Source organism: Microcoleus sp. Pol12B4, assembly GCF_036701385.1.
Classification (GTDB): Bacteria; Cyanobacteriota; Cyanobacteriia; order Cyanobacteriales; family Microcoleaceae; genus Microcoleus.
Window position 1 is genome coordinate 1 of the sequence record NZ_JAUBQR010000334.1, and the last position, 4,514, is coordinate 4,514.

Genomic DNA, 4,514 nt, shown 5'->3' on the forward strand with positions numbered 1-4,514 from the left:
CAACGCGCTCAATCTGACGATGATTCGGATGTGCGACGTGCAGCAGTCCAAGAATTAGCACGGGGGTGGAAAGATGACCCGGAAACCTTACCTATCCTCAAACAACGCGCTCAATCTGACGATGATTCGGATGTGCGACGTGCAGCAGTCCAAGAATTAGCACGGGGGTGGAAAGATGAGCCTGGAATATTTGAATTATTGTGCTATGTTGCTATCAATGACCCCTTTGAGCGCGAGTATGATTGGCAATATAACCCCCGGCAAGCAGCTCTTACAGCTATGATTGAGTTATATCCCGATCGCTTTGAAACTTTAGCAATTGTCTGCGATCGCGCACAGAAAGAGCGCGACCAGAAACTCCGCGAATTTGCCCAGAAAGAATGGGAAAAATTAGAACGCCAATGAGCGATATATTCGATCGCAGAGCGCCACTTTTTCTAAATTTAGAGACTTATCGTTGGGTGGGGGCGGGTTTATGAAATTATTGGTTTTAAACATAGAGAGTTGGTAAAACCCGCCCTACAAAATTATCACTTACCAATGATAAATTGCGGGTTAAAAAACATTTATTTAGGTGCTGGTTTCACCCACAATAATTGCCTGAACCCCATAATCTCGTAAACCCGCCCCCACCCGATGACAAATTGAAAGGTAAATTGCTGTGCGAGCCAGATAGCATTTAAGCCGGAATAAATGCTAAGAAACCCGGTTTCTCTCATAAATCTAGTTTCTGGGAATTGGGGTTATTTATTCTTTTAAAACTTACGCATCAAGACCAAAAAAACCTGGTTGTTTGCGGTTTTGCCGACTGTAACGAAGTATGCTCGTAAAAACCCGGTTTCTGACCACCCGTGCGTAAGTCTTATTCTTTTCAGGGCGAACGGGGATATTTGGTCGATCGCCCCCCAGCTAAAATTACATATACTACAATATATAATACAGAGATTAGAGCCAAAATCCTTAGAGCTCAGAAAAATCAGAATCGAAGCCCCTTGAATGTGTAAAAATACTGAAGCAAACATTACTAAACCCTGCACGGAGCAATTGTTGTGGATTCCAGATATAACCCCCAATCCATAGAAGAAAAATGGCAGCAGACATGGGCTGAGCAAAACTTAGACCAGATGCCAGAAGATACCCAAAAGCCTAAATTTTATGCCTTATCCATGTTCCCCTACCCGTCGGGAAACCTGCACATGGGGCACGTCCGCAACTACACAATCATCGATGTAATTGCCAGACTCAAGCGAATGCAAGGCTATCGGGTATTGAATCCGATGGGATGGGACGCTTTTGGTTTGCCCGCAGAAAATGCAGCCATCGAGCGAGGAATTCCGCCTGTACAATGGACTTATCAAAACATTGCCCAAATGAAAGGCTTATTTCAGCGTTTGGGCATTTCATTTGATTGGACAAAAGAAGTTACAACTTGTTCTCCCGATTATTATCGGTGGACTCAATGGATTTTCTTGCAATTTTTAGAAGCAGGATTAGCATATCAAAAAGAAGCGGCAGTTAATTGGGACCCCATAGACCAAACAGTCTTAGCAAACGAACAAGTAGATAACGAAGGTCGTTCCTGGCGTTCCGGTGCCAAAGTCGAGCGCAAATTATTGCGGCAGTGGTTCCTCAAAATTACCGATTATGCCGAACAGTTATTAAACGACTTAGACAAATTGCCAGATTGGCCCGAAAGAGTCAAATTAATGCAAGCCAACTGGATCGGCAAATCAGTCGGCGCTTACTTAGAATTTCCGATTGTCGGAATGGATGAAAAAATCGCCGTTTTTACCACACGTCCCGATACAGTTTACGGCGTCAGTTACCTTGTTTTAGCGCCGGAACATCCACTAACTCAGCGCGTGACTACCGAAGACAGAAAAGTCGCTGTAGAAACCTTCATCAAAGAAGTCGCCGCTCAAAGCGAGATCGATCGCACAGCCGAAGACAAACCAAAGCGCGGCATCCCCACAGGCGGCAAAGCAATCAATCCTTTCAGCGGCGAAGAAATTCCCATTTGGATAGCCGATTATGTGCTGTACGAATACGGCACCGGCGCAGTCATGGGAGTACCCGCCCACGACACGCGAGATTTCAAATTTGCCAATCAATATCAACTGCCAATTAAAGTAGTAATTGTAGATGATGATGAGATTCCGCTGACCGAAGCTTACACCGAACCCGGAATTATGATTAATTCCGAAAGCTTCAACGGCATGGATTCAATTAAAGGCAAAGCAGCGATTATTCACCATGCCGAAAATGCAGGTTATGGCAAAGCCCGAATCCAATACCGCTTGAGAGATTGGTTAATTTCTAGACAGCGTTATTGGGGCGCTCCTATTCCCGTAATTCACTGTCCCACCTGCGGAACAGTCCCCGTACCCGCATCTGATTTGCCCGTATTATTGCCGGAAAATGTACAATTTACTGGCAAAGGTTCGCCCTTGGCAAAGATGGAAGAATGGGTAAACGTTCCTTGTCCGAGTTGCGGCACTCCGGCGAAGCGGGAAACAGATACGATGGATACTTTTATCGATTCTTCGTGGTATTTCTTGCGCTATCCCGATGCTCAAAATCAAGAGCAAGTCTTCGACAGTGCGAAAACTAATGATTGGATGCCAGTAGATCAATATGTCGGCGGCATCGAACACGCAATCTTGCACTTGCTGTATTCGCGGTTCTTTACCAAGGTTTTGCGCGATCGGGGTTTAATCAATTGTGACGAACCATTTAAACGCCTGTTAACTCAAGGCATGGTGCAAGCAATGGCCTACAAAAACCCCGTTACTGGCAAATACGTTCCCCCAGCAGATATAGACCCCGCCAATCCAAAAGATCCTCAAACTGGCGAAGCTTTGGAAGTCTTCTACGAGAAGATGTCCAAATCAAAATATAATGGCGTTGACCCCTTGGAAGTTATGGGCAAATATGGGGTAGATACGGCGCGGATGTTTATTTTATTCAAAGCGCCGCCAGAGAAGGATTTGGAGTGGGACGACGCCGATGTGGAAGGGCAATTTCGCTTTTTAAATCGCGTTTGGCGCGTGGTTACAGAGTTTGCAGGACGAGTCCCTGCCACCCCCGCTCAAGCAGGAGAGAATGCGGAATTAAGTAAACCTGAGAAGGATTTGCGGCGGGCAATTCACACTGCAATTAAGGAAGTTAGCGACGATTTGGAGGGTGATTATCAGTTCAATACTGCTGTTTCGGAAATGATGAAACTCAGCAATGCTTTGAATGATGCTAAATTTAAAGATTCGCCAGTTTATGCAGAAGGAATTAACACTTTGATTCGCTTGTTAGCGCCTTTTGCGCCACATATTGCTGATGAATTGTGGCACACTACTGGTAACAGTGAATCGGTGCATACGCAAACGTGGCCGAGTGTCGATCCATCTGCCTTAGTTACCGATGAAATTACGCTGGTAATTCAAGTTATGGGCAAAACTCGCGGCACAATTCAAGTGCCTTCTGGTGCTGATAAAGCTGCGTTGGAAAAGTTTGCTCGTGAGTCGGAATTGGCCAAGCGTCACCTTGAAGGTAAGGAGATTAAAAAGGTAATTGTGGTGCCTGGAAAGTTGGTGAATTTTGTGGTAGCTGGATAAAGATGAGAAACCCGGTTTATTGAAGAAACCGGGTTTCTGAGACTTGCAGTTAAAAATTAGCCAGTCCAAAAATGAGTAATCTAAAAATTTCCCGACTATGACTTACGCACTCCGCTTTCATAACGGGGTTTTTCACGTCATCTGCTGATTCTAACAAAGTATTTTCGTAAAAAACCAGGTTTCTGAGCACCCATGCGTAAGTCCTATTTAATTGTTAGTTTCAAAAAGCAATTGCACGATCGCTCCGCATTCCAATTTTAATACTGATTGAGCGCTGCCACCATTAACGGCAATCTCTACCCAACCGTCAGAACCAGTTATGGCAATCAAATCGCCCGGTTCGGTGTCGCTGTAGGTTTTACCGCTGCGGATGCGAATTGCATCAGAACTATTGCTAATTGTCAATGACCAATTGTTACCTATAATGCAATTATTGGGGATATTAGTAATGAGATTGCCAAAGCGATCGACATATTGAATGCAGCCTGCTGCACCTGTGGCTGTAACGGCACAATTTGGTATCTCTAACTCTACTAAACTTGCAGGGTCGATAGCCTCTCCCAAGTCTTCCAACGCCACCCCGTTGGCCAAGTGAGCGCCCGCAGCAGCGAAAATATCGCGACCGTGAAAAGTGCTGCTGGGTTGAGGTGTGCGCCAGTATTGAGAGTTCGTGAGTTCGACACAGGATCTCGCACTTTCCCGACTCAACACCCCGCTAAACAAGCCGTTATCCGGCCCGACAAGAAAGCAATTAGCACATTTAATCGCAACAGGGCGTCTCTTGCTTCCCACCCCCGGATCGACGACAGCAACGTGTACGGTTTCCCGTGGAAAATAAGCAAAAGCAGTCATCAAACAAAACCTCGCCGCCGCAATATTTTGAGATGGTATTTGGTGCGTAATGTC

At 45.6% G+C, this 4,514-nt stretch carries 3 protein-coding genes; 2 read left to right on the forward strand and 1 reads right to left on the reverse strand.

The genetic code is table 11. The features are described from left to right. Together QUA38_RS27505 and leuS are read left to right on the forward strand one after the other, a co-directional pair. A partial coding sequence (locus tag QUA38_RS27505) for a HEAT repeat domain-containing protein (protein WP_333167492.1) occupies positions 1-405 on the forward strand: 405 nt, incomplete at its 5' end. Between the two features lie 644 nt (positions 406-1,049). Next, entirely contained in the window at positions 1,050-3,608 is a 2,559-nt protein-coding gene (leuS, locus tag QUA38_RS27510) for a leucine--tRNA ligase (protein WP_333167494.1), read from the forward strand. Positions 3,609-3,815: 207 nt separating this feature from the next. Here leuS and QUA38_RS27515 read toward each other — a convergent pair. Continuing rightward, on the reverse strand, positions 3,816-4,514 hold a 699-nt coding region (locus QUA38_RS27515), incomplete at its 5' end, for an SAM-dependent chlorinase/fluorinase (protein ID WP_333167496.1).